Source organism: Amycolatopsis pittospori, from assembly GCF_013870525.1.
GTDB lineage: Bacteria > Actinomycetota > Actinomycetes > Mycobacteriales > Pseudonocardiaceae > Amycolatopsis > Amycolatopsis pittospori.
Window position 1 is genome coordinate 49,220 of the sequence record NZ_JACBXD010000023.1, and the last position, 24,274, is coordinate 73,493.

Annotated in this window: 19 protein-coding genes; 9 read left to right on the forward strand and 10 right to left on the reverse strand. The window is 69.1% G+C overall.

Annotated features, from left to right (window positions below):
* Positions 1–53 precede the first annotated feature (53 nt).
* The gene (locus tag H5J31_RS15495; RefSeq protein ID WP_181773268.1) at positions 54–947 is read left to right on the forward strand and encodes an NAD(P)-dependent oxidoreductase; all 894 of its coding nucleotides are present in this window, start codon (positions 54–56) and stop codon (positions 945–947) included.
* On the opposite strand, the gene H5J31_RS15500 is transcribed toward H5J31_RS15495, so the two are convergent.
* On the reverse strand, positions 901–2,451 hold the full coding sequence (locus H5J31_RS15500) for an alkaline phosphatase D family protein (RefSeq protein ID WP_181773269.1): 1,551 nt from the start codon (positions 2,449–2,451) through the stop codon (positions 901–903). The two genes, H5J31_RS15495 and H5J31_RS15500, sit on opposite strands and share 47 nt — an antisense overlap.
* A 156-nt stretch (positions 2,452–2,607) precedes the next feature.
* Between H5J31_RS15500 and H5J31_RS15505 the strand changes: the two genes are divergently transcribed.
* A complete protein-coding gene (locus tag H5J31_RS15505) occupies positions 2,608–4,989 on the forward strand; it encodes a penicillin acylase family protein (RefSeq protein WP_181773270.1) in 2,382 nt (793 codons plus the stop codon).
* Between the two features lie 58 nt (positions 4,990–5,047).
* Here H5J31_RS15505 and H5J31_RS15510 read toward each other — a convergent pair whose 3' ends face one another.
* Positions 5,048–5,449 carry a DUF4233 domain-containing protein gene (locus H5J31_RS15510; RefSeq protein ID WP_181773271.1) on the reverse strand — a complete coding sequence of 134 codons (402 nt, stop codon included), beginning with the start codon at positions 5,447–5,449 and terminating at the stop codon, positions 5,048–5,050.
* Positions 5,446–7,122 (reverse strand): bifunctional tetrahydrofolate synthase/dihydrofolate synthase, encoded by a 1,677-nt coding sequence (gene folC / locus H5J31_RS15515; protein ID WP_181773272.1) that lies wholly within the window; start codon positions 7,120–7,122, stop codon positions 5,446–5,448. The genes H5J31_RS15510 and folC overlap by 4 nt, the downstream gene beginning before the upstream one ends.
* A 70-nt stretch (positions 7,123–7,192) precedes the next feature.
* On the opposite strand from folC, the gene H5J31_RS15520 reads away from it, so the two are divergent.
* Both H5J31_RS15520 and H5J31_RS15525 read left to right on the forward strand, forming a co-directional pair.
* A complete protein-coding gene (locus H5J31_RS15520) occupies positions 7,193–7,822 on the forward strand; it encodes a class I SAM-dependent methyltransferase (RefSeq protein ID WP_181773273.1) in 630 nt (209 codons plus the stop codon).
* Between the two features lie 107 nt (positions 7,823–7,929).
* Positions 7,930–8,805 (forward strand): SGNH/GDSL hydrolase family protein, encoded by an 876-nt coding sequence (locus tag H5J31_RS15525; RefSeq protein WP_181773274.1) that lies wholly within the window; start codon positions 7,930–7,932, stop codon positions 8,803–8,805.
* Between the two features lie 72 nt (positions 8,806–8,877).
* On the opposite strand, the gene H5J31_RS15530 is transcribed toward H5J31_RS15525, so the two are convergent.
* Entirely contained in the window at positions 8,878–11,511 is a 2,634-nt protein-coding gene (locus tag H5J31_RS15530; protein WP_181773275.1) for a valine--tRNA ligase, read from the reverse strand.
* 121 nt (positions 11,512–11,632) lie between these two features.
* Between H5J31_RS15530 and H5J31_RS15535 the strand changes: the two genes are divergently transcribed.
* On the forward strand, positions 11,633–11,959 hold the full coding sequence (locus H5J31_RS15535; protein ID WP_181773276.1) for a hypothetical protein: 327 nt from the start codon (positions 11,633–11,635) through the stop codon (positions 11,957–11,959).
* Positions 11,960–12,002: 43 nt separating this feature from the next.
* Entirely contained in the window at positions 12,003–14,309 is a 2,307-nt protein-coding gene (locus H5J31_RS15540) for an FdhF/YdeP family oxidoreductase (protein ID WP_181773277.1), read from the forward strand.
* Positions 14,310–14,330: 21 nt separating this feature from the next.
* Here H5J31_RS15540 and H5J31_RS15545 read toward each other — a convergent pair whose 3' ends face one another.
* Entirely contained in the window at positions 14,331–15,500 is a 1,170-nt protein-coding gene (locus H5J31_RS15545) for a hypothetical protein (protein WP_181773278.1), read from the reverse strand.
* 111 nt (positions 15,501–15,611) lie between these two features.
* Between H5J31_RS15545 and H5J31_RS15550 the strand changes: the two genes are divergently transcribed.
* On the forward strand, positions 15,612–17,147 hold the full coding sequence (locus H5J31_RS15550) for an SMI1/KNR4 family protein (protein WP_181773279.1): 1,536 nt from the start codon (positions 15,612–15,614) through the stop codon (positions 17,145–17,147).
* Positions 17,148–17,150: 3 nt separating this feature from the next.
* Here H5J31_RS15550 and H5J31_RS15555 read toward each other — a convergent pair whose 3' ends face one another.
* From H5J31_RS15555 to H5J31_RS15565, 4 genes are read right to left on the reverse strand one after another with little or no spacing between them, the layout of a single operon-like run.
* Positions 17,151–18,557: an LCP family protein gene (locus tag H5J31_RS15555; protein ID WP_181773280.1), complete on the reverse strand. Its 1,407-nt coding sequence runs from the start codon at positions 18,555–18,557 to the stop codon at positions 17,151–17,153.
* Between the two features lie 48 nt (positions 18,558–18,605).
* Positions 18,606–19,364, reverse strand: a complete 759-nt coding sequence (locus H5J31_RS15560) for an SDR family NAD(P)-dependent oxidoreductase (RefSeq protein WP_328701497.1) — start codon at positions 19,362–19,364, stop codon at positions 18,606–18,608.
* 19 nt (positions 19,365–19,383) lie between these two features.
* A complete protein-coding gene (locus H5J31_RS40230; RefSeq protein ID WP_268880114.1) occupies positions 19,384–19,512 on the reverse strand; it encodes an MFS transporter small subunit in 129 nt (42 codons plus the stop codon).
* On the reverse strand, positions 19,509–20,870 hold the full coding sequence (locus tag H5J31_RS15565) for an L-lactate MFS transporter (RefSeq protein ID WP_181773281.1): 1,362 nt from the start codon (positions 20,868–20,870) through the stop codon (positions 19,509–19,511). Before H5J31_RS15565 ends, H5J31_RS40230 begins: the two co-directional genes overlap by 4 nt.
* 102 nt (positions 20,871–20,972) lie before the next feature.
* On the opposite strand from H5J31_RS15565, the gene fdhD reads away from it, so the two are divergent.
* A complete protein-coding gene (gene fdhD / locus H5J31_RS15570; RefSeq protein WP_181773282.1) occupies positions 20,973–21,812 on the forward strand; it encodes a formate dehydrogenase accessory sulfurtransferase FdhD in 840 nt (279 codons plus the stop codon).
* A 158-nt stretch (positions 21,813–21,970) separates the two neighbouring features.
* Here the strand turns inward: fdhD and H5J31_RS15575 are convergent, their stop codons facing one another.
* Positions 21,971–23,413 carry a carotenoid oxygenase family protein gene (locus H5J31_RS15575; RefSeq protein WP_181773283.1) on the reverse strand — a complete coding sequence of 481 codons (1,443 nt, stop codon included), beginning with the start codon at positions 23,411–23,413 and terminating at the stop codon, positions 21,971–21,973.
* 72 nt (positions 23,414–23,485) lie between these two features.
* Between H5J31_RS15575 and H5J31_RS15580 the strand changes: the two genes are divergently transcribed.
* Positions 23,486–24,184, forward strand: coding sequence for a TetR/AcrR family transcriptional regulator (locus H5J31_RS15580; protein ID WP_181773284.1), 699 nt, complete (start codon positions 23,486–23,488; stop codon positions 24,182–24,184).
* Positions 24,185–24,274 lie beyond the last annotated feature (90 nt).

Consider the following 24,274-nt stretch of genomic DNA (forward strand, 5'->3'; position numbering starts at 1 on the left):
GTAAAGCCCCAGCATGAGGTCATCCCGAAGATTTCCTTGGACTGGAGCGAAAAATGACGCAGACACCGGTGACCGTCGTCGGTCTCGGTTCGATGGGCTCGGCACTGGCGGACGCGTTCCTCGCGGCCGGGCATCCGACCACCGTGTGGAACAGGACGGCGTCCAAAGCCGAACCGCTCGTCGCGCGCGGAGCACGCCGGGCCGAGACCGTCGACGAAGCCGTGCGGGCGAGCCCGCTGATCATCGCCTGCCTGACCACCTACGAGGACACTGTGGCGGCCTTGGAACCGGCCACTTTGACCGGACGCGCCCTGGTCACCTTGAACAGCGGCTCCCCGGCGGGGGCGCGACGCATGGCCGGATGGGCGACGGGCCGAGGCGCGCGATTCCTCGACGGCGCCGTCAAGAACGTGCCGTCGGCCGTCGGCGCACCGGACACGTTGCTGTACTACGGCGGCGACAAGGCCGTCTTCGACGAACACCTGGACACCTTGCGAGTCCTGGGCGGCGACACCGTCCATCTCGGCGAGGAGACCGATCTCGCCGCACTGTACGAGATGGCCGTGGGAGGCACCCTGTTGCCCGCACTGGTCGGGTTCTTCCAGGGCGCCGCCCTGCTGCGGAAGCGCGGACTCGAAGCGGAGACACTGCTGCCGTACGCCACCAAGTGGTTCGAGATGATCATCTCGGTTCTTCCGATGTACACCAAGGAAATCGACAGCGGGGACTACACGGATCCCGCCGCCTCGGTGGACATCTTCCACGCCGGCGCCGCCCACGACCTCGAACTGGCCGCGGAAGGCGTCGACGTCGACTGGCAGCTTCCGATGCACGACCTCGTGCGGCGGGCCGCCGAGGCCGGGCACGGTGACCGCAGCATCGCGGTCCTGACGGAGTTGCTCAGCGTTGGGGTCGCAGGGTCTTCGACCACAGCGAAGCGCCCGTAGCGTCACGCAGATCGACCGTGAGCGCACCGCTGCGGCCGTCGATGTTCACCTCGCCGAAGTGCTGGAAACCGTCCGCGGGCGAGGTGTTCGCGGCGGGCGGGGCGTGCACGAACACCGCTTCCGGCCCGAACGTCGGGTCGAGCGTGTTCGGGCCGAACGCGCCGGCGTTGAGCGGACCGGAGACGAACTCCCAGAACGGGTCGAAATCGGTGAAGGAAGCGCGATCCGGCGAGTAGTGGTGCGCGGCGGTGTAGTGCACGTCGGCGGTCAGCCAGACGACGTTGCGCACCCGGCGCCGCGAGATCTCCCGCAGCACCCAGGCGAGTTCGGTCTCCCGGCCACCGGGCGCGCCGGGCAGGCCGTTCGCGACGCCCTCGATGGCCTTGCCGTCCGGGACGGTCAGGCCGATCGGGAGGTCGGCCTGGATGATCTTCCAGGTCGCGGTGCTGCGGTCGAGGGCGTCGACGAGCCAGCGAGCCTGCCGGTCGCCGAGGATCCTGCCCGGCTTGGTCTGATCGGCGGTGTTGGCGTCCTTGTAGGTCCGCATGTCCAGCACGAAGACCTCGGCGCGCGAACCGTACCGGAAATTGCGGTGGACGCGGCCGTCGACGGCCTGACGGCGGTCGATCGGATGCCATTCGTGAAACGCCTGGAACGCGCGGCCGGCGAGGACGTCGACGCGCTTCTCCGTGTATTCAGGGCGGTCGTCGAGGATCTCCCCCGGGTACCAGTTGTTCACGACTTCGTGGTCGTCCCACTGGACGTAGGCGGGCACGTTCGCGGTGAAGCGCTTGAGGTTGTCGTCGAGGAGGTTGTAGGCGAACTGGCCGCGGTACTCGTCGAGCGTTTCGGCGACCTTCGACTTCTCCGGGGTGACGATGTTGCGCCACACCCGCCCGCCCGGCAGCGCGACGGTCTCGGTGAGCGGCGCGTCGGCGTACACCGTGTCGCCGCAGTGCAGGAACAGATCCGGACGGCGATCGGCCATCGCGCGGTAGATCGTCATACCGCCGAGTTCGGGGTTGATGCCCCAGTTCTGGCCGGCGACGTCACCCGACCACACCAGGCGGACGTCGGCGCGGCCCAACGGCGCGGTGGCGAACCGGCCGGTCACGGGCTCGCTGGACGTCCGGCCGTCGAGGGCTTCGGCGGTCACGCGGTAGTGGACCTCGGTCCCCGGCGGAAGACCGGCGACGCGGATCTTGCCGGTGCCACCGGTCTCCGGGCTCATCACCGGGCCGCGCACGCGGCGCGCGTGCCGGAACGAGGGGTCCCTGGCGACCTCCACGATCAGCCGCGAGGGCCGGTCGGCGCGCGACCAGACGATGCCGGAGCCGGTGGTGACGTCGCCGGACTGGACGCCATGGGTGAGCACCGGGCGGTCGCCGCGGATCAGCGGGACGGCGCTCGCGGTTCCGGGGAGGAGCAGTCCGCCCGCGACGGCCCCGGCGCCGGTGAGACCGGCTTTCAGCAGCGTGCGGCGGTTGTGGTGGGTTGCGGTCATGGCGCGGTTCTATCCCGCGGCCACGGCCGGTGGGCCAACGGAGGTTTGCGCGGTGATGAACGCACGGACGGTATCCGGCTCAACCGTTCGGTCGATGTTCCCCGGCTTCCCCGCCGGTAGTTTCGATCTGGGGATGATCGATCCGGAGGGGGAACGATGCGAAGATTCCAGCGCGGTCTCGTGCTGCTCACAGCGGCTTTGGCGACGTCAAGTGTGGTCACGGGGGTCTCGGCGGCGGACGAACTGGGCCGGTCGCGTGCGGTGATCAGCTATACCGAGTACGGGATCCCGCATATCGCGGCGAAGGATTTCGACGGGCTCGGCTACGGCTACGGGTTCGCCGCGGCCAAGGACAACATCTGCGAACTGGCCAACACCTATCTCACCGTCTCCGCGCGGCGCTCGGCGTATCTCGGGCCGGGCGGCCAGGGCAATCCGGCGATGAGCGAGGCAGAGACGAACCTCGACAGCGATCTGCATTTCCAGCGGATCAACGACTCGGGAGTCGTCGAACGTCTCGTCGCCCAGCAGGCGCCGCACGGTCCGCGGCCGGAGGTCCGGGAACTGACGTCCGGATACGTCGAGGGCTACAACGCGTACTTGAAGCAGACCGGCGTCTCCCGGATCACCGATCCGGTGTGCCGCGGCGCGGACTGGGTCCGCCCGATCACCGCACTCGACTTCTACCGGCACCTGTACGCCGTCTCCTCCGTGGCGGGCCAAGGACTCCTCGCCGACGATCTCGCGAAGACCCAGCCTCCGTCCACAAAGGCCGTTCCTGCCGTCGCACCGGACGCGGCACGGCGCATCGCCGACGGGTTCCGCAAGGCCACGGGCTCGGGCGAACTGGGCAGCAACGGGATCGCGATCGGCGGCGACGGGACGCGCTCCGGCGGCGGTCTGCTGCTCGGGAACCCGCACTACCCCTGGCAGGGCGGCCGCCGGTTCTGGCAGTCGCAGCTGACCATTCCCGGCAGGTTCGACGTCGCCGGCGGCAGTCTGCTCGGCCTGCCGCTGCCGCAGATCGGGCACAACGCGGACGTGGCGTGGACGCATACGGTGTCGACAGCGATCACGTTCGGCCTCTTCGAAGTGCCGCTGACGCCCGGCGACCCGACGACGTACCTCGTCGACGGAAAGCCCGAGAAGATGACCTCCCAGGAGGTGAAGGTCGAGGTCCGGGAACCGAACGGTGAACGCCGGCTGGTCGGCCGCAGCTTCTACGGCACGCGCTACGGCCAGGTGATCGGGTCGGCGTTCGGGGTGCCCACGCCATGGACGGCCAAGTCGGCGCACGCGCTGCGGGACGGGAACGCGGGCAATCTGCGCGGCCTCAACACGTGGTTCGAACTGAGCGGGGCACGCAGCACCAAGGACGTCGCCACCGCGCTCGGCCGTACGCAGGGCATCCCGTGGGTCAACACCATCGCCGCGGACAGGGCGGGGAACGCGCTCTACAGCGACATCCAGGTCGTCCCGCACGTCACGGACGAACGGGCCGCGACCTGCGGGACCCCGCTCGGCCGCGCACTGTTCCCCGGCACCGGGTTGTCCATTTTGGACGGTGCGAAGTCCTCGTGTGCCTGGGGAAGCGACCCGGGAGCACTGGAACCGGGCCTGTTCGCGCCGTCCCGGCTGCCGGTGCAGCAGCGGCGCGACTACGAACTCAACGCCAACGACAGCGCCTGGCTGGCCAACGCCCGCGCCCCGATCACCGGGTATCCCCGGATCGTCGGCACGATCGGGACACAGCGGTCCGACAGGACCCGGGAAGCGTTGATCACCGCCGAGGAAGGCGTGGCGGGCAGGAGTTTCACCGCTTCGTCGATGAAGGAGGCGCTGTACCGCGACCGGAGCAGGACCGCCGAACTCGCGGCCGCCGACACGGCGAAGATGTGCGCCGCCTTCCCTGCCGGGCAGGCTCCGTCCGCGTCGGGCCCGGTGCCCGTCGGCAACGCCTGCGCCACCCTCGCGTCCTGGGACCACACGTTCCGCCTCGGCAGCCGTGGCGCACTGTTCTTCCAGCGGTTCGCGGAACGGCTCGGCGGCCTGCGGAACATCTGGCAGGTCCCGTTCGACCCGGCTCACCCCGTCACGACGCCGCGTTCGCTCGCGACCGCGAATCCGGACGTACAGCGCGCTTTCGGTGACACGCTCGCCGAATTCCGCGACGGCGGCCTCCCGGTGGACGGCACGCTCGGCGACAACCAGTCGGTGACGCGGGCCGGGCACCGGATCCCGATCCACGGCGGACCGGGTGGCCTCGGCGTGCTCAACGTGATCACGGCGCTCTGGGACCCGGCGAGGGGCAACCACGAGGTCGCGCACGGGTCCAGCTACGTGCAGGTGGTCGGCTTCGACGGCAAGGCGTGCCCGGACGTCTCGACGATCCTGACGTACTCGCAGTCGACCGACGTCACCTCGCCGCATTTCGCCGACCAAACGCGGCTGTACTCGCACGGCGGCTGGGTACGAGGACGGTTCTGCAGAACTGACATCGCGGCGTCACCGGAACTGCGGGTGGTGAGGCTGCGGTAGGGAGTGGGGCCTCGTGAGTGATTTGGGTCGTTCTAACGACCCAAATCACTCACGAGGCCTACTGCTGAGGTTGCTGCTGCTGACTGGGCAGTGTTCCCGCCGCCATCCGGCGTGCGACGTCCCGACGCAGCCACAGCAGCCACAGCCAGAACCCGAGGAACACCACCCCGAGGATCGCGACGGCGGGCAGCGCGACGGCGAACGCGATCAGCGCCACCTGCAGTGCCAAAACGGTGGGCACCGCCCAGGGCTTCTTGAGAAAACGGCACAGCACGATCAACGCGACCGCGATGACGATCACCGACCAGCCGGTGATCGAGCCGACGCCGCCGCCGAGTTTGGCCACCACCGGCAGCGCGAGCGCGACGGTGATGGCCTCCATGATCAGCGAGCCGGCCATCACGCCGCGGAAGGACTTCATCGGGTCCTTCGCCGGCGGCTTCGGGGTCTCCTCGGTCACGCCGGCTCCCTTCCGAACATGGTCCTGGCCTCGCCCGCGGTGACGACCGATCCGGTGACCAGCACGCCGCCGCCGGCCAGTGGTTCTTCGGGGTCGTCGCTCTGCTCGACGAGGCCGATGGCGGTTTCGATCGCGGCGTCCAGGCCGGCTTCGGCGAAGACGCGGTCCTCGCCGAAGATCGAGATGGCGATTTCGTTGAGTTCGTCGAGCGGCATCGCGCGCGGTGACGAGTTCTTGGTGACGACGATTTCGGAGACGACCGGTTCGAGGGCGTCCAGGATGCCGCGGGCGTCCTTCTCGGCCATCACGCCGACGACGGCGACGAGACGGCGGAAGGCGAACTCCTCGGCGACGGTGGTGGCGAGTGCCTTGGCGCCGTGCGGGTTGTGTGCGGCGTCGAGCAGCACGGTCGGTGCGGCGCGGACGCGTTCCAGCCTGCCGGGCGTCTCGACCTCGGCGAAAGCCTCGCGGACGGCTTCGATGACCAGTTGCTTGTCCTTGCCCGCGCCGAAGAACGCTTCGACCGCGGCCAGCGCGAGCGCGGCGTTGGCCGCCTGGTGCGCGCCGTGCAGGGGCAGGAAGATCTGGTCGTAGACGCCGCCGAGGCCCTGCAGCTTCAGCATCTGCCCGCCGACGGCGATCTCGCGCTCCATCACGCCGAACTCACTGCCCGCGCGCGCGACACTCGCGTCGACCTCGACGGCGCGTTCCAGCAGGATCTTCTGGACCTCGGGGCTCTGTTCGGCGATGACGGCGACGCTGCCGGGCTTGATGATCCCGGCCTTCTCCACGGCGGCCTTGGCCGGATCGCCGCCGAAGTACTCGACGTGGTCGACGCCGATGGGCGTGATGACGGCGACGTCGCCGTCCGCGACGTTGGTGGCGTCCCAGGAGCCGCCGAGGCCGGTTTCGACGACCGCGGCTTCGACGGGAGCGTCGGCGAAAGCCGCGAACGCCATCCCGGTGAGCACCTCGAACTTGCTCATCGGCACCGCGTCGGGTCCGCCCGCGTTGTCGACCATGGTCACGTACGGCGCGACGTCGCGGTACAGGTCCACGTAGGCGGCGGCCGAGATCGGGGCACCGTCGAGCGCGATCCGCTCGGTGACCAGCTGCAGATGCGGGCTCGTGTACCGGCCGACGCGCAGGCCCATGCGGGTCAGCAGCGCGTCGATCATCCGGACGGTGGAGCCCTTGCCGTTGGTGCCGGCCACGTGCAGCACCGGGTAGCCGCGGTGCGGCTCGCCCATGAGGTTGACCAGCGCCGCGATCCGGGTCAGGGACGGCTCGATCTTCGTCTCGGGCCAGCGCAGGTTCAGTTCGGCCTCGACGGCCATGAGCTCACGGCGGGCCTGCTGGCCGTTCGGGTCGGACGGGGCGAGCTCGTCGCCCTGGTCGTCCAGTTCGTGCAGCTCCATGTCCTCGGGCGCGACGAGGTCCGGCACCGGGCCGAGCGCGAGGTTGTCCCCCAGCTGCCCGACACCGCCGATACCGCCCCGGGAACCGCCGCCCGCCTGGTACGCGGCGTCGGGTGCGTCCAGATCCGGGTCGGTGTCGTCGGACGGATCGTGGGCACGTGCCCCCAATTCGTCGACGCCGGCGAAACTGTCCAGATCTGCCAGGTCCGGGGATTCTGCGAACTCCTCAGAATCCCGGCCATCACCTCGCGGCACGAACTCTCCTCATAGCATTGCTCCCTGTCACGACGAGTCTACGTGCGGCTTTTCCTGGCACTCTCGACGCATGGGGTTCAACCACAACGACCACTACCACCCGCTGCTGCTCGACCAGTTGCCTCCCGGCCCGGGTATGGCGCTGGAGGTCGGCTGTGGCGGCGGGCGGTTCGCCCGGCGGCTCGCGGCGACGGGGATGTACGTCGAGGCCATCGACCGGTCCGGCCCGATGATCGACCTCGCCCGCGCGGCCGGGTCACCCGGTCCCGGGACGATCTCCTACCGGCAGGCCGACGTCGTCACCGAGAAGCTGCCGCAGGAGGCCTACGACTTCATCTCCTGCCTCGCCTCGCTGCACCATGTGCCGTTCGACACGGTCACGAAGCTGCGGGACGCGCTGGTCCCGGGCGGGGTGCTGGCCGTGCTGGGGCTCGGCAGACCCAGCACGCCCGCCGACTACGCCCGCGCCGTCGTCGCCACCCCGGTGAACGCGCTGGCTCGGGTGATCGTCTACGCGGGCGAGCGGCTGAACGGCGGGACCGATCCGTTGCCGACGGCGCCGATCGTGGAGGCCTTCCCGCCGATGAACCGGATCCGGCGCGACGCGGCCCGCCTGCTGCCGGGGAGCAAGGTCCGGAGTCTGCTCTTCTTCCGGTACCTCCTCGTTTACCGCAAGCCGGAAGACGATCACCCGATCTGACACCCCAAGCGGGTGAAGATGGCATCCGACCACCCGATCGGCGGCGCCGACCACGCTGGATCCGGTTCATTTTTGAGAGGCCAGCCAGCTCGGAGATCGGGGTCCTCATGCGCTACAGACGTGTCCTCTTCGCGGCCGTCTCGACCGTCGTCCTGCTGATCGGCTCAGCCACCGCGGGCGCCGCCGCCGAGCGGTCCTACCGGAACTACGTCGCGCTGGGCGATTCCTACACCTCCGGACCGCTCATCCCGCTCCCCCGTCTCGATCCCCTGGGCTGCGGCAAATCGACGCAGAACTATCCGGCGCTCCTCGCCTCGGCGCTGCGGGTCCGCTCGTACACCGACATCAGCTGCGGCGGCGCGGACACCACCAACATGACGCAGCCGCAGAGCGTGTTCCTCGGCCGTAACCCGGCGCAGTTCAGCGCCCTGCGCACGGACACCGACCTGGTCACCGTCGGTATCGGCGGCAACGACTACGACGTCTTCGGCACGCTGGTCGGCACCTGCCCGTCGCTGCGGGCGAGCGATCCGACCGGGAATCCGTGCCAGGACAAGTTCACCGTCGAGGGCGTCGACATGATGAAGGCCAAGGTCGCCCAGACCGGCAAGAACGTCGAACAGGTACTCGCCGGAATCCACGCCCGCTCACCGCGGGCCGACGTGCTCGTCATCGGCTACCCGCGGATCGCGCCGGAATCCGGCTACTGTCCCAAGATCCTGCCGTTCGCGGAGGGCGACTACGCGTGGCTCAACGACGTCGAGAAGGCGCTGAACTCGGCGATCGAGAAGGCCGTCGCCGACGACGGCTACGCGTTCTTCGTGGACACCTTCGGGCCCTCCGCCGGGCACGACGCCTGCGCGCCGAAGGGCGCCGCGTGGATCAACGGGCAGCACACGAAGCTGCTCGCCGCGGCGGCCTATCACCCGTACCGGACCGGGATGGCGGGCGTGGCCGGAGTGATCCTCCGTCACCTTCGCTGACCCTCCCCGCGTGCAATGAAAGACCCGTTACTTGCAAATTTTGCAAGTAACGGGTCTTTCATAGCGCGCTTTTCAGGAGGCGGGGAGCGTCGCCAACCGGGCGTTGATGCGCTCGATGTCGGCGACCGCGGTCTCCTTACGGGTCTTGATCTTCCCGATCACCTGCTCCGGCGCCTTGTCGATGAAGGCCTGGTTGCCGAGTTTGGCCTCGGCCTGCGCCAGTTCCTTCTCCGCGGCACCGAGGTCCTTCTGCAGGCGCTTGCGCTCCGCGGCGACGTCGATCGTGCCGGACAGGTCCAGCTCGACGGTGACGACGCCGGCCGAGAGCCCGACCTCGATCGACGCGCTCGGCGCGAAGCCCTCTTCGGGCCGGGTGAGCCGGACCAGCGAGCGGATCGGTTCGTCGTGTCCGGTGATCTCGGTGAAGCCGTCGCCGGACAGCCGCGCGGCCACCTTCTGGCTGGGCTTGAGGCCCTGGTCCGCGCGGAATCGGCGGACCTCGGTGACGAGCTTCTGCACGTCCGCGATCCGCTTGTCGGCCACCGCGTCGGCGTAGGTGGCGTCCGCCACCGGCCACGGGGCGATGACCAGCGATTCGCGGCCGGTCAGGGCCTTCCACAGCTTCTCGGTGATGAACGGGATGAACGGGTGCAGCAGCTTCAGCACGGTGTCGAACACGTGGCCCAGCACCGCGCGCGTCGCCGTCACGCGGGCCTCGTCGCCCTGGAAGACCTGGACCTTCGACAGCTCCAGGTACCAGTCGCACAGCTCGGTCCAGGTGAACTGGTAGAGCGTGTCCGTGGCCTTCGCGAACTGGTAGTCCGCCAGGTGACCGGTGACGTCGCCGACGACCTTGCCGAGCCGGCCGAGGATCCAGCGGTCGGCCTCGGTGAGCTGCTCGGGAGCGGGCATCGGGGCGTTCGCGTCCGCGCCGTTCATCATCGCGAACTTGGTGGCGTTCCAGAGCTTCGTGGTGAAGTTCCGGGAGCCCGCGACCCATTCCTCGCCGATCGGCACGTCGGTGCCCGGGTTGGCGCCCCGCGTGAGGGTGAACCGCAGCGCGTCGGTGCCGTAGCTGTCCATCCATTCGATGGGGTCGACGCCGTTGCCCGCGGTCTTCGACATCTTCTTGCCGAACTGGTCGCGGACCATGCCGTGCAGCGCGATGGTCTTGAACGGCGCCTCGCCGGTGGCGTAGAGGCCGAACATCATCATCCGCACGACCCAGAAGAACAGGATGTCGTAGCCGGTGACCAGCACCGACGTCGGATAGAACTTGTTCAGATCCGGCGTCTTCTCCGGCCAGCCGAGGGTGGAGAACGGCCACAGGCCCGAGGAGAACCAGGTGTCGAGGACGTCCGGGTCCTGGGTCCAGCCCTCGCCCGAGGGCGGCTCCTCGTCCGGTCCGACGCAGACGACCTCGTCGTTCGGGCCATACCAGACCGGGATGCGGTGGCCCCACCACAGCTGGCGCGAGATGCACCAGTCGTGCAGGTTGTCGACCCAGTCGAAGTAGCGCTTCTCCATCTCCGGCGGGTGGACGTTCACCCGGCCGTCGCGCACCGCGTCGCCGGCGGCCTTCGCGAGCGGGCCGACCTTGACGAACCACTGCAGCGACAGACGCGGCTCGATCGGCTCCTTCGAGCGCTCCGAGTGCCCGACGCTGTGCAGGTACGGACGCTTCTCGGCGACGATGCGGCCCTGCTCGCGCAGCTTCTCGCGCACCGCGACCCGGGCCTCGAACCGGTCCATGCCGTCGAATTCGGTGCCGGTGCCGTCGATCCGGCCCTGCTCGTCCATGATCGTGATCATCGGCAGGTCGTGACGCTGGCCGATCTCGAAGTCGTTCGGGTCGTGCGCGGGCGTCACCTTGACCGCGCCGGTGCCGAACTCCGGGTCGACGTGCTTGTCCGCGACGATCGGGATCTTGCGGCCGGTCAGCGGCAGCTCGACCTCGGTGCCGATGAGGTGCGTGTAGCGCTCGTCGTCCGGGTGGACGGCGACGGCGGTGTCGCCGAGCATCGTCTCCATCCGGGTGGTGGCCACGACGATCGCGTTCTCTCCGTCGCCGTAGCGCATGGAGACGAGTTCGCCCTCGACCTCCTGGTGGATCACCTCGGCGTCGGACAGCACCGACCGCAGCACCGGCGACCAGTTGACCAGCCGCTCGGCGCGGTAGATCAGGCCGTCGTCGAAGAGCTTCTTGAAGATCGTGTTGACGGCCTTGGACAGGCCGTCGTCCATCGTGAACCGCTCGCGGGTCCAGTCGACACCCTCGCCGAGGCGCTTCATCTGGGCGAGGATCCTGCCGCCGTGCTCCTGCTTCCACTGCCAGACGCGCTCGACGAAGGCCTCGCGGCCGAGTTCGCGGCGGCTGGTGCCTTCCTCGCGGAGCTGCTTCTCGACCAGGGCGTGGACCGCGATACTCGCGTGGTCCATGCCCGGCAGGTACAGCGTCTCGTCGCCGAGCATGCGGTGGTAGCGGGTGATGGCGTCGATCAGGGTGTGCTCGAAGGCGTGCCCGATGTGCAGCGAACCGGTCACGTTCGGCGGCGGGATGACTACCGTGAACGGCGGCTTGTCCGACGTGGGGTCGGCCGTGAAGTACCCGGCGTCTACCCAAGACTGGTAGAGCGAGGCTTCTTCGTCGGCCGGGATCCAGGTACCCGGTAGGTCGGTCTGCTGCTGCTGGGCGTTCTCGGTCACAGTTGACAAGTCTACGAACCCCCTCTATCGAGTTCCTCACCGGCCGTAACCCCGGAGCCGTCCGGGTAAGGTGGCCGGTGGAATTCGGCGGCGCATCACGATCACCGGGGGACCTGGCCACATGGACGAAGAAGACCGGCGCATCGAGACCCATCCGGATCTGGTCGATCCGGACTGGCAGAAGCACGCCGAGCTCGACGCCTGGCTGGGCGCGAAGAAGGAACTGAAGAAGAAGCGCCGCAGGCAGCGCAAGGCGGCAGGCGCGGCCGGTGGCGGCTACCGCGCGCCGGGGTCGAGCCGGTGGCCGGGGATCGCCGCGATCGTGGGCCTGGTCGTGCTGATCGTGGTCGCGGTGACGGTGAACCAGCTGCAGGAGCGCGGGGTCAACGAGACACCGTGGTTCCCGTTCGACGAGGCTCAGATCGGCCGGATCGTCACGAACGCCTGACCCCTCGGTCGCGCGTCGCGGCGACGAAGCGCACGATGGAGCCATGACCCGCGACGCACCCGCGAACGACGTTGACGAGACCCAGCTCGAAGTCGGAAAGCCGAAGAGCTGGGCGGCCGGGATTCCCGGGGTCGCCGTCTCCCTGATGCGCGGCATGGAGCAGATGGGCGCCGCGCGCACGGTGAAGACGCTGCGGCTGCTGAACCAGCGGGACGGCTTCGACTGTCCCGGCTGCGCCTGGCCGGAGCCGCGCGAGGTCGACGGCGAGCACCGCAAGCTCGCCGAGTTCTGCGAGAACGGCGCGAAGGCCGTCGCCGAGGAGGCGACCAAACGCAAGGTCGGCCGCGAGTTCTTCGCCGAGCACTCCATCCAGGATCTGGCGGACAAGACCGACTTCTGGCTCGGTCAGCAGGGCCGCATCACCGAACCGTTCGTGCTGCGCGATGGCGCGTCGCACTACGAACCGATTTCCTGGGGCGACGCGTTCTCCCTGGTCGCGGACGAACTCCGCGCGCTGAGCGACCCGAACGAGGCGATCTTCTACACCTCCGGCCGCACCAGCAACGAGGCCGCGTTCCTCTACCAGCTGCTCGTGCGCTCCTACGGCACCAACAACCTGCCGGACTGCTCGAACATGTGCCACGAGTCCTCCGGCGCCGCGCTCGCGGCCACCACCGGCATCGGCAAGGGGTCGGTGACGCTCGCGGACATCCACAAGGCCGACCTGATCGTGGTCGTCGGCCAGAACCCCGGCACGAACCATCCGCGCATGCTGTCCGCGCTGGAGGAGGCCAAGGGCAACGGCGCCCGGATCGTCGCCGTCAACCCGCTGCCCGAAGCCGGTCTGATGCGGTTCAAGAACCCGCAGAACGTCCGCGGCGTGATCGGCAAGGGCACCCCGCTGGCCGACGAGTTCGCGCAGATCCGGCTCGGCGGCGACCTCGCGTTGTTCCAGGCGATCGGGCATCTCCTGCTGAAGTGGGAGCAGGAGACACCGGGCACGATCGTCGACCGCGACTTCGTCCAGTCCACCACCGAAGGCTTCGACGACTACGCGAAGCACCTTCAGGAGATCGATTGGACCGAGGTCGGCACCGCGACCGGGCTGCCGCGTGAGCAGATCGAGCGCCTGGCGCGGATGATCGCGACGTCCGAGCGGACCATCTACTGCTGGGCGATGGGCCTGACGCAGCACAAGCACGCGGTGCAGACGATCTCCGAGGTCGCGAACCTCGCGCTGATGCGCGGCATGATCGGCGAGCCGGGTGCGGGACTGTGCCCGGTGCGCGGGCATTCCAACGTCCAGGGCGACCGGACGATGGGCATCTGGGAGAAGATGCCGGAGTCCTTTATGGACAGTCTCGACGACGAGTTCGGCATCAAGGTCCCGCGCGAGCACGGTTTCGACACCGTCGCCGCGATCCGCGCGATGCGCGACGGCGGCGGCAAGGTCTTCTTCGCCGTCGGCGGCAACTTCGCCTCCGCCACCCCGGACACGGACCTGACCGAGCGGGCGCTCAAGTCGTGCTCGCTGACAGCGCACGTTTCGACGAAGCTCAACCGTTCGCACGTCGTCCCCGGCAAGACCGCGTTGATCCTGCCCACGCTGGGCCGCACCGAACGCGACGTCCAGGCGGGCGGCGAGCAGTTCGTCAGCGTCGAGGACTCGATGTCGCAGGTGCACACCTCGCGCGGCAGGCTGCACCCGGCGAGCGACCACCTGCTTTCGGAGGTCGCGATCATCTGCGGCCTGGCCGAAGCGCTGCTCGGCACCGGGCACGCCGTCCCGTGGCGGGACTTCGCCGGCGACTACGACCTCATCCGCGAGCGGATCGCGCGTGTCGTCCCGGGCTGCGAGGACTACAACCGCCGCGTCCGCGAGCCCGACGGGTTCGTCCTCCCCAACGCGCCGCGTGACTCCCGGCAGTTCAGCGGGACCGCGAACGGCAAGGCGAACTTCACCGTCTCCGAACTCGAATATCCCGCGGTTCCCGAGGGAAGGCTGCTGCTGCAGACGATGCGCAGCCACGACCAGTACAACACCACGATCTACGGCCTTTCCGACCGCTACCGCGGGATCGAGGACGGCAGGCGCGTGGTGCTGGTCAATCCCGAGGACGTGGCCGCGCTCGGCCTGACCGACGGCGCGATGGTCGACCTCGTCTCGGAATGGCGGGACGGCGACCGGCGGGCCCCGAGCTTCCGCGTGGTCTCCTATCCGACGGCACGAGGCTGCGCCGCGGCGTACTTCCCCGAGGCGAACGCCTTGGTGCCGCTGGATTCGGTGGCGGACAAGTCGAACACCCCGGTGTCGAAGGCGATCGTGGTCCGGTTGGAGCCGCTCGGCTGAGCGGCTCCAACCGTTCGACGGCTATCCCTCGGCGCGCAGGATCACCGGGGGCCCGGACGTGAAGCTGGTCACGAACGCCCAGATCACCCCGCCGGACCGGCTCGTCGTGATCACCCCGCCGTTGCCGGCGAGCGACGGATCGGCCACCGGGACGTCGTTCCAGCTGTCACCGTCCCAGACGCCGAAGAGGGGCCGGTGGCCCCCGCCTCCGCTGTCGGACCTGGCACTGGAGACCCACGCCTTGCCGGTGTCGTCGACGCTCAGCGCACCACCCCTGCTGGTCGGGGTCCGCAGCTCCGGAGGCAGTTCCGGTCCCCGTTCGAAGGCGGAACCGTTCCAGCGCTGGATCAGCTGGTCGATGTCGGCCTGCCCGGCCAGCCACACCTGGCCTGCCGCCCCGATGGCGATCCGGTTGGCGAAGCGCAGGAAGTCCGGCGCACCGGGTTCGGGCGCGGTGGGCACGATCGTCCACTGTGTACCGTCGAACCGCTCCACGAGCGCCTGGTATCGCTCCTCGCCGTTGTCGAGACGGAGGTAGGCGGTCCCCGCTACCCAGACCTCTTGGCCGCGGACGGCCACGGACGCGAGCGAGGCGTGCCGGGTGCCGGCGGGAACCGGCACCGCGACCTCCTGCCAGGACGAGCCGTCCCAGCGCACCACGTACGGCCGGGAGTCGGCGTTGGGCCGCTGGACCGCGTCGATCCCGGCCGAGCCCACCGCCCAGACGTTGTCCGCGCCGTCGGCGGCGACGTCGTTCAACCGGGCGATCTTCTCCGGGACCTCCGGAATCGCGGTCCGGGTCCAGGTCGTGCCGTCGCTGTGCAGCGCCTCCGGCCTGCTGTCGTTGTTGGCGTCGTAGCTCGTTCCGACGGCCCAGACGTTCGTGTCGTCCAGGGCGACAGCGCCGCTGAAACCGCCGTAGAACTGCGGGATCTGTTCAGGCTGCCATGCCGTGCCGTCCCACGTCGCGATCTCGGCGGCCGACCAGCCGGAGCCGACGGCCCAGGCCTTCCCGGTTTCCGTGGTGGCGAAGTCACCCACCGAATTCAGCGACGTGAGCGCGTCGGTCGGTGTCTTGACGAACTCCTGTCCCGGTACCGCCTGCGCGGCCGGAGCCGTCGCGAGCACCACCCCGGCCAGCAGCGCGGCCCCCAGGACCGTTCTTCGGGCATGACGAATCGATGCGGACATCGGTAACTCCCCAGTTACTCAAGTTGATCAAACTCGGCCCGCCCAAACTATCCGACGGTGATCGCGGACCGGCAGGGCCGAAAGGGTCGAAGCGACGATAGGTTTCCCCACATGAACCCTGGGGACGTCGCCCGCTCGCTCGCGAAACTGCTGCGGAACAGCACGAATTCGCCGTGGACCGACGCCGTGCTGCGTGTGCAGAACAATTCCGACGGCTACACGGTGCACGCGTCGTCCGACGCCGAGCCGTATCTCAGCCCGGACTGGCAGGAGATGGCGGCGCTGTTCCGGCGATTGCCGACCTCGATCTACGAACTCCGGCTGAGCCGCACCGGCGAGTACACCTACCTGGCCACCCCGGACGTCGGCGGCCTGTCGCCGGCGTGGCTCGTGTTCGACCAGGATTTCCGCTATCCGGGGCATCCGCTGCCGGGGATGCCGCTGCCTGAGCGGTCCCGGCCGACCGGCGCCCCGACGGATCCGGCCGTGCTGGCCCGCGTCACCGCGCTGACGGCGGAATTCTCCGCGCTGTACGAGGGGATCAAGGGCCGTGCCCCGGTCTGGCAACCCGGCCTCACCGAAGAGCAACTCGCGGAGGCCGAGGAACGGATCGGCGCGCGACTGCCCGAAGACCTTCGCGCCCTCTACCGCGTGACCGACTGGGACGACGAGACCGGGCTCCTCGGCCGGTACGCCCACGATCAGCTCGGCAGGATCGTCGCGCAGTACCTCGAAGGCCGCCCCGGCGTGCACGGCTGGCAGGAGGCCGTCTCCGACGACGGCGTCGTCTTCGAGACGCCGCCCGCCGGCCGGGTGAAACGCTTGTCCCGCAACGACTGGTGGGTCACCTTCGGCGGCGATCACGCGGGAGACCATCTCGCCGTCGACCTCGACCCGGCGGAAAACGGGAGCAGCGGCCAGGTTCTCGAGTACGGGCGGAACATCTGGGGCCCGATCCGCCACGTCGCGCCGTCGATCACCGCGATGCTGGAGGAGGTGATCCGCGCACTGCGGGCGGGTGAGTTCGAGGACGACCCCGACTCGCGGCGCCTCATCGCCGACGCCGCCTTCCACGAGGAATCCGACCGCGCCTACGACCAGGTGATGACCGAGACGACCGACGTCGGCGCGGTCACCGATCCGGAGCTCGTCCAGGAGCTGTACCTCAACGATCCCGGTGCGGTGGATCTGGCGGTCCTTGACCCGCTTTCGTCGCTGCGGCATCTGCGGGTCAACCGCGCGGAGTCCGTCGCCGTGAACCTGTCCGGGCTTCCCGCGCTGGAAGCGGTGAGCGTCGAAGCGGCGGAAGTCGATCTCTCCGGGCATCCCACCCTGTGGAGTCTTTCCCTGACCGGGGTGAAGCATCCGATCGCCTTCGACTCGCTGACCGCGTTCCCCCGGCTCGTCAGGCTGAACCTCGCCGAACTCGACGTCCCCGAACTGGAGCGCGTCGGCGAACTCACCTCGCTGCGGGTGCTCACCCTGGACCACGGCCAGGTCCGGCGCCTGCTCGACTCCGGTGCCGCCCTTCCGCCGCTGGCCGCGCTGGAGATCACCGGCGAGGCCTCGCTGCCGGAACTCGTGGCCCTCCGGGAACGGTGGCGACCGGGTGCTTCGGTCACCGAGGCTTCCGGCACCTTGGACTGAGCGTCAGTCGATGCAGCCCTCACCGTCGGGGGTGATCGGCTGGTCACCCTGACCGGCCGCTCCCCCGCCACCCGAGGACGAACCCGGTCCTTTGTAGACCTGCCCGAGGACGACCTCGATATGGCCCGCCGGAACGGAATCGTCCCGCTGCGCGGTCAGTCCGCCCAGCAGCCTCGCGACCTCCGCGCCGCGTTCGGCCGCGTCGCTGTAGCGGACCGTGGAGGTTCGGCGCACGGCGTCGGCGTTCTTCGTCTCCCCTTTGCCGAATCCCTTCTCCCCCAAGAGATTCGAGACGCGGGCGGCGAGACCGTCCTTACCGCTCGCGTTGAGGACGTCGACCGTGGGACCGGCGGGCGCCTGCGGGGTGGCGGGCTGGACACCGATCAGCGAAGCGGCGAAGGCCCGCACCTGGGCGGGATCCACCTGCACCGCGGTCGCGGTCGGCTGCCTGGGGTTGTAGCGGTAGTCGGGGTTGACCACCGGGATCGTTTCGAAGGCGATGCCGCCGCCGGTGACGCCCTGCATCTGCCGGACGAAGTCGAACAGGTCCCACGAGCCGTCGAGCACGACCGAACGTTTCACCGCGTCGATCAGTTCGGAGACGCGGGCCGGGTTGGCCAGAGTGCCCCCGGAAAGGGTCTTCTTCGCCAGCCCGGCGAGGAACACCTGCTGACGGCGTACGCGGTCGAGGTCGCTGCGGGGCAGATCCTCCCGCTGGCGGACGAAGGCCAGCGCGTCGGCGCCCTGGATCGTCTGCCTCCCCGCCTTGAAGTTCGCACCGGACTTGACGTCCTTGGTGTCCCGCTTCAAGCACACCTCGACCCCGCCGACGGCCTTGCTGATGTCGTAGAAACTCTGCAGGTTGACCTCGGCGAAGTGATCGATCTTGACGCCGGTGAGGTCCTCGACGGCCTTCAGGGTCGCCTTCCGCGCGGCCGAGATGGCCACCTTGTCGATCTCCGCTTTGTCGGTCTTGCCCGCTTCACGCTGCTGGCTCGCCGAGGCGAACTTGGCGTGACCGAAGATCCCGTTGATCTTGGTCTTGTCCTTCGTCCCCGGCTCCGAGACCCAGGAGTCGCGCGGGATCGAGAAGGCCTTCACCGCCTTCTGGCCGTTGGGGATGCGGAGCACGATGAGCGTGTCGGTCAGGTCGTCGCCGTTCGCGCCCACCCGCAGCTCACGCAGCATTTCCGGGGGCAGCGGGTTACCGTGCTCGTCGGTCCGTGAATCGCGGCCGACCAGCAGGATGTCCAGCGAACCGTCGGCGGGTTGTTCACCGGGCTCGGGGGACTCGATCACGTCCTCGCGGGTGATGCCGTCGAGCGAGCTCACCGTCGAGTATCCATACGCCGTCCCGGCGAAAACGCCCACCGCGAGAACGGCGACAAGGACCTTACCCAGCTTGTGCACGTTCCTAGGACGCACGGGAAGCCGTCCTTGCTGCATGGGTGATCCAGTTCACATCCGGAGATGCGAGGCCCCGTTGAGGTCGAGGATCGCGCCGGACGCCCAGGTGGCCTCGGCCGAGGCGAGGTAGAGCACCGCGGCCGCGACCTCCTCCGGCGTGCCGACCCGGCCGAACGGGCTCTGCCCGCGCAGGGCTTCGCCGCTCTCGCCTTCGAGGCGGCCGGCGACCCGGTCGGTGGCGGTGAAGCCGGGCGCGACCGAGGTCACCGCGATCCCGTGCGGGGCGAGGGAGACCGCGAGCGACTGCCCGAGCGAATGCAGCGCGGCCTTGCTCGCCCCGTACGCCGGGAAGTCGGGCTCCCCCTTGAAAGCGCCCCGGGAACCGATGTTGACCACCCGGCCGGGAGCCTCGCGCGCGAGCATGTTCCGGGTCACGCAGTAGGTCACGTTCGCAGTGCCCAGCAGGTTCACGTCGATCGTCCGCCGCCAGATCCGCTGCCAGTCCGCATAGGACACCTCGGCGACCGGATGGGCGGTGGCGGGCGAGGTCGCGACGGCGGCGTTGTTCACCAGGACGTCGACACCGTCCACAAGAGACTCGGCCTCGTCGGCGATCCGTTGCGCCCCCTCGGGATCCGAGAGATCACCCCGGACCAGGCCATGGCCGGAACCCGGGAGGCCGGCGAACGTCCGCTCGGCCTCCTCCTGGTTCGCGACGTAGTGGACGGCGACCCGGTCGCCCTTTTCCGCGAAGGCCCGCGCGATCGCCCGGCCGATGCCGCGCGTCGCTCCGGTCACCAGTACTCCCACGCGACGAACCCTACGCCGGTCAGCCGCCGAAGAGCTGGACCACCTTCCGGAAGAGTTCGTAGACGCCGTAGGCGAACGGGAGCGCGACCCACAGCCAGGCCAGCACCATCAGCCCGGTGCGGCGGCGTCCGGGAGCCTGTTCGGTCATCGGGTCTCACTCCTCACGGCCGCGCCGGACTCGGCCGGCTCGTGGAACTTCGCGTTGACCGGCCGCACCAGTTCGTTGGCCACGAAACCGACGACCAGCAGGCCGATCATGATGAACAGCGACGTCGTGTAGAGGTCCGGGCCGACCTTGCCCGCCTCCTTCTGCGAGTCCGCGATGGCGTTGACGATGAGCGGCCCGAGCACCCCCGCCATCGACCACGCGGTCAGCAGCCTGCCGTGGATCGCACCCACCTGGTAGGTGCCGAAGAGGTCCTTCAGGTACGCCGGGATCGTCGCGAACCCGCCGCCGTAGAACGACAGGATCAACATGGCGCACAGCACGAACACGAGCTTCGAGGCGTTCGTGGTCAACGCGATCACCAGGTACAGCGCCGCGCCGACGCCGAGGTAGAGCCGGTAGATGTTCTTGCGCCCCACCAGGTCCGAAGTGGACGACCAGACGAACCGGCCCAGCATGTTGGTCAGCGAGAGCAGCGCGACGAACCCGGCCGCCGCGGCGGTGCCGACCGGCGTCGAGGTCTCGCGGAAGAAGTCGGCGATCATCGGCGACGCCTTCTCCAGGATGCCGATACCCGCCGTCACGTTGAAGCACAGGACCACCCACAGAAGCCAGAACTGCGGCGTCTTGATGGCGTTGCGCGCCGACACGTTCGCGGTGGTGATCATCGCGTTGCCGTGGTCGGTCTTCGGCTCCCAGCCCTTCGGTTTCCAGTCGTCGGCCGGAACCCGCACCAGCAGGATGCCGAGACTCATGAACACCGCGTAGACCAGGCCGTGGACAAGGAACGCGGTCGCGACCGTGCCGAGCGTCCACGGCGCCGAACCCAGCATCTGCGTCGACCACGGGGACGCGATCAGCGCGCCGCCGCCGAAGCCCATGATGGCGATGCCGGTGGCCATCCCCGGCCGGTCCGGGAACCATTTGATCAGCGTCGACACCGGCGAGATGTAGCCGATGCCGAGCCCGATGCCGCCGACCCCGCCCCAGCCGAGCACGACGAGCCAGTACTGCGAGGTCGCCACCCCGAGCGCGGAGAGCAGGAAGCCCGAGCTGAAGCAGACCATCGAGACGAACATCGCCCAGCGCGGGCCGTTGCGCTCGACCAGCGTCCCGCCGAACGCCGCCGAGAGCCCGAGCATCACGATGCCGAGCTGGAACGGGAGCGCGCTCTGCGTGCCGGTGAGCCCGAGGGTCTTCTCCAGCGGGGGTTTGAAGACGCTCCACGCGTACGCCTGCCCGATCGACAGGTGTACGGCCAGCGCGGCGGGCGGGATCAGCCAGCGGCTCCAGCCCGGCGGGGCGACAATGCGGGAACGGTCCAGGAAGCCGATCGCCATCCGGCGCCTCCGTACTCTGGGGGTGAACACTGGGAATGTATTACTTAATGCCCGGTGTTGCAGTATCCGAGTGTCGAACGACGAGCCAGAAGGGTGGACAAAGTGGGCAGGGTGACGGTGCGGCGTCCGGTGCGGAAGATCTCCGCGACCCGGGACGTGCGTCGGCCCGACGCGCTGGCGGCCGAAGAGCCGCTGGAGATCCGTGTCGGCGGCAAGGCGCTCGCGGTCACCATGCGGACCCCCGGCAACGACGTCGAACTGGCGCACGGGTTCCTGCTGTCCGAAGGCGTACTCGCCTCCCGCGAGGACGTCGCGGTCGCCCGGTACTGCGACGGCGTCGACGACCAGGGCCGCAATACCTACAACGTGCTGGACATCGCGCTGGCGGACGGCGTCGCCCCGCCGGAGACCGGCGTCGAACGGAACTTCTACACCACGTCCTCCTGCGGCGTCTGCGGCAAGGCCGCGCTCGACGCCGTCAAGCTCCGCAGCCGGTTTTCCCCGGGGAAGTCCGAATTCGCGGTGACCACCGAGGTGCTGGCGAAGCTCCCGGACACGCTGCGCGCGCACCAGAAGGTCTTCTCCAGCACCGGCGGACTGCACGCGGCCGCCCTGTTCGACGGCGACGGGAACCTCGCCGTCGTCCGGGAGGACGTCGGCAGGCACAACGCCGTCGACAAGGTCCTCGGCTGGGCTCTGCAGGAGGGCCGGATCCCCGCGATGGACGCCGGGCTGCTGGTGTCCGGCCGGGCCTCGTTCGAACTGGTGCAGAAGGCCGCCATGGCCGGGATCGGCCTGCTGGCGGCGGTTTCCGCGCCGTCGTCGCTGGCCGCGGAACTGGCCGACGAGAACGGCATGACGCTCATCGGCTTCCTGCGCGGCGACAGCATGAACCTCTACACCGGCGAGCAGCGCGTGCTGGGCCTCGACCAGCCGCGTTGAGGAAGAGCCGAGGCGTGCTCGGGCCCGTGACTCGCGCGCTCAGGAACGTGATTCGCGTGCTTGGAGGCCGCACTCGCGTGTACGGCCTCTGAGCACGCGAGATCCGTCTCTGAGCACGCGAGTGCGGTGTCCTGTCACGCGGCGGAGGCACGCGAGCCTCAGCTGGCCGCGTCCCAGTTACCGTGGAAACCGTTCGGCACACGGTCCGGCAGGTGCACGGCGCCGACGGTCTCCAGCGTTCCCGCGTCCAGGATCGTCAGGTCGCTCTTCTGCGTCGCGGCGTCGTAGACGAAGCCCATCAGCACGCCCTCGTCCTCCCCCGCGTCCACAGAGGACGGAACGAAGACGAACTCCCCCACCTGGCTTCCGTCGCCGAATTCCCGCGAAACGACCGAACGGTTCCACAGGTCGTGCTTGAGCAGAGAACCCGAGGACGCCGATCCGTCCCTTGTGGACACCGAGTAGCCGAAGCGGTGCCGGCGACCGATCAGTCGCTCGTCCACGCGCGGGAACTCCTGACCCTGGTCGTCGATGCGTTCCTCGATCACCTTGCCCACGTTCAGGTCGACGGTCCAGCGGTCCAGGGTCGGCGGTCCCTCGGCGGGCCCGCGCAGTTCGCTGTCGAACATCTTGGGATGCCGGACGACGTCGAGCACGATGCTGTCGCCGTCGTCGTAGGCGTTCATCGGGTGGAAGACGTAGCACGGCTCGACCTCGAACCAGCGGACGTCGCCGTTGCCGCCCTCCCGCGGCATGACACCGATGCGCGCCGGGTACTTCGGGTTCCAGCGGTACGGCAGGCCCGCGTTGCCGGTGACCCGCTGACGCAGGCGCGCGCTGAGCGGATCCGGCACCTTCACCTTGCCCACCAGGGCGGACACCACCAGCTGGGCGGGGGTGCGCAGGAACGACGGGACGGACGCGGCGACGGCCTGTTCGGTCTCGAAGGTGACGGGCAGGTCGTAGAAGACGACGTACTTCTCGGTCAAGGAGAAGTCGTGCATCATCGGCGAACCGGTGACCTCGATGTCGACCTTGCGGCGCGCGCGGCCCCGCGCGTCGATCACCGAGTACTGGACCTTGTTGCCCCAGCCGAAGAAGTACGAGACGGCGTGGAGTTCGCCGGTCTCCGGATCGCGTTTGGGGTGGGCGGTGTAGCCGCCGGGCAGGGTGCCGTCGAAGTCGCAGGCGCCGACGGTGTCGAGTTCGTCGGTCAGCTCGAAGTTGGTGACGCCGCCCTCGATCAACGCGATCGTCTTGCCGGCGTGGCCGATCACGTTGGTGTTGGCGCCCATGGACGCGATCCCGGAGACCGCACCGCCCTCCCAGCGCTCGCCGAGTTCCTGCGACAGCCGCGGGTTGCGCACCCAGCGGTTGCGGTACCACTCGGCGCGGCCGTCACGCAGCCGGACGCCGTGGACCATCCCGTCACCCATGAACCAGTGATAGGTCGCCGGGTCCACTTCGGACAGCGGATTCGGCCCGTTCCGCAGGTACCGGCCGTCGAGGTACTCCGGGACGTGCCCGGTGACCTTCAGCTCGGTGATCGTGTGCTCCCGGCTGACCGGGGCGAAGTTGCCTTCGAGGAACCTGTTGCCCATCACGTGCCCCCTAGCGAGGTAATAACGCGGTTATGCATCCATTTATAACAGGGTTATGGAATACTGGCAAGCATGTCCCCCAAACCCGGCGGCCCCGAGGTCAAGGCACGGCTGATCGAGGCGGCCATCCGACTGCTCGCCGACGGCGGCCCGGAAGCCCTGCAGGCCCGCAAGCTCGCGGCCGAGATCGGCGCGTCGACCATGGCCGTCTACACCCACTTCGGCGGCATGGGCGCGCTGGTGGACGAAGTCGCCCGCGAAGGATTCCGGCGGCTTTCGGCGAATCTGGGCAAGGTCCAGGAGACCGACGACCCGGTCGCGGACATCCTCACGCTGGCCCTGATGTACCGGCACAGCGTGCTGGCGAACCCGCAGCTGTACGCGGTGACCTTCGGCCAGAGCCAGCCGAACGGGCAGAAGGCCGCGCTGGGCGACATGACCGACGAGGAGACCCGGCAGCAGCTCGGCGAAGAGGGCGTCAAGGCCTTCAACTACCTGCTCCGCGCCGCGACCCGGGTGATCGCGGCCGGCAGGTTCCGCCCCGCTCCGGAGTTCGCCGTCGCCGCGCAGCTCTGGAGCGCCCTGCACGGATACATCACGCTGGAGGTCGCCGGCCATTTCGGCACCGACGACCATGGCGTGGACCACATCCTCGTTCCCCTGCTGATCACACTGGGCGTCGGCCTCGGCGACTCGCTCGACGCGGCGACCGGTTCCGTGCAGGTCTCGATCGAGTCATGGCGCGCGAAAGAGGGAAACATCGGCACCTGATCCGGCGATACCCCGGTCACAGGTCGGCGACACGTGCAACCTTGGGCGAAGAGCGCACGTCTTACCTGGTAGAAGATCATCGGGGGAACG

Excerpts from the sequence above, each read along its gene's own strand:
- H5J31_RS15525 (WP_181773274.1), top strand. The coding sequence starts at position 7,930 with ATGCGCTACAGACGTGTCCTCTTCGCGGCCGTCTCGACCGTCGTCCTG.
- H5J31_RS40230 (WP_268880114.1), bottom strand. The coding sequence starts at position 19,512 with ATGACCGAACAGGCTCCCGGACGCCGCCGCACCGGGCTGATGGTGCTG.
- H5J31_RS15540 (WP_181773277.1), top strand. The coding sequence starts at position 12,003 with ATGACCCGCGACGCACCCGCGAACGACGTTGACGAGACCCAGCTCGAA.
- H5J31_RS15495 (WP_181773268.1), top strand. The coding sequence starts at position 54 with ATGACGCAGACACCGGTGACCGTCGTCGGTCTCGGTTCGATGGGCTCG.
- H5J31_RS15565 (WP_181773281.1), bottom strand. The coding sequence starts at position 20,870 with ATGGCGATCGGCTTCCTGGACCGTTCCCGCATTGTCGCCCCGCCGGGC.
- H5J31_RS15535 (WP_181773276.1), top strand. The coding sequence starts at position 11,633 with ATGGACGAAGAAGACCGGCGCATCGAGACCCATCCGGATCTGGTCGAT.
- H5J31_RS15505 (WP_181773270.1), top strand. The coding sequence starts at position 2,608 with ATGCGAAGATTCCAGCGCGGTCTCGTGCTGCTCACAGCGGCTTTGGCG.
- H5J31_RS15575 (WP_181773283.1), bottom strand. The coding sequence starts at position 23,413 with ATGGGCAACAGGTTCCTCGAAGGCAACTTCGCCCCGGTCAGCCGGGAG.
- H5J31_RS15545 (WP_181773278.1), bottom strand. The coding sequence starts at position 15,500 with ATGTCCGCATCGATTCGTCATGCCCGAAGAACGGTCCTGGGGGCCGCG.
- H5J31_RS15550 (WP_181773279.1), top strand. The coding sequence starts at position 15,612 with ATGAACCCTGGGGACGTCGCCCGCTCGCTCGCGAAACTGCTGCGGAAC.
- H5J31_RS15580 (WP_181773284.1), top strand. The coding sequence starts at position 23,486 with ATGTCCCCCAAACCCGGCGGCCCCGAGGTCAAGGCACGGCTGATCGAG.
- H5J31_RS15500 (WP_181773269.1), bottom strand. The coding sequence starts at position 2,451 with ATGACCGCAACCCACCACAACCGCCGCACGCTGCTGAAAGCCGGTCTC.
- H5J31_RS15520 (WP_181773273.1), top strand. The coding sequence starts at position 7,193 with ATGGGGTTCAACCACAACGACCACTACCACCCGCTGCTGCTCGACCAG.